This window comes from Nocardiopsis kunsanensis DSM 44524, from assembly GCF_000340965.1.
In the GTDB taxonomy this organism is placed as follows: domain Bacteria; phylum Actinomycetota; class Actinomycetes; order Streptosporangiales; family Streptosporangiaceae; genus Nocardiopsis; species Nocardiopsis kunsanensis.
Genome location: NZ_ANAY01000097.1, coordinates 1 through 521 on the forward strand (window position 1 = coordinate 1; position 521 = coordinate 521).

1 protein-coding gene is annotated in these 521 nt (G+C 64.5%); it reads right to left on the minus strand.

The genetic code is table 11. From position 1 onward, the window contains the following. A partial coding sequence (locus tag D456_RS24935; protein ID WP_040700048.1) for a glycosyltransferase family 2 protein occupies nt 1-521 on the minus strand: 521 nt, incomplete at both ends.

The following is a 521-nucleotide window of genomic DNA, read 5'->3' on the forward strand; positions in this document are numbered from 1 at the left end:
TCGATCCAGTGGGTGTCGGCGGTGGCGGGATCGAACAACGCCCCCGCACGCCCGGCCGCCACCTCCTCACGCACCCGCTCAGCAGAATGCCGCCCCGGAACCCAGTCCACGAACAACTTGTGCCCCAACACCGCCGCATAATCCAACCGGTGATGCCACCGCAACTGCGACTCCACATGCTCACGGAAAACCAGCATGTCCGCGTCCAACCGCAGCACCACATCCCCCGACGAAGCAGCCACACCACAATTGACCGCGTGCGCAGAACCCCACGCACCCCCCGAAGAACGGATCAACCGCACATGCTCCGGCACCACCGGACCCAACACCAACGGCTCCGGCGACCCGTCATCGACCACCACGACCTCGAGAAGACGCGAGGGATAACTCTGCGCCGCCAACGACGCCAACACCAGATCCAACTTCTCCTGATGCCCGTACGCCGGCAACACCACCGACACCGACAACCACGGCTCCCACTCCCCCACACCAGGAACCACCACCGAACCGTAATCATTGCG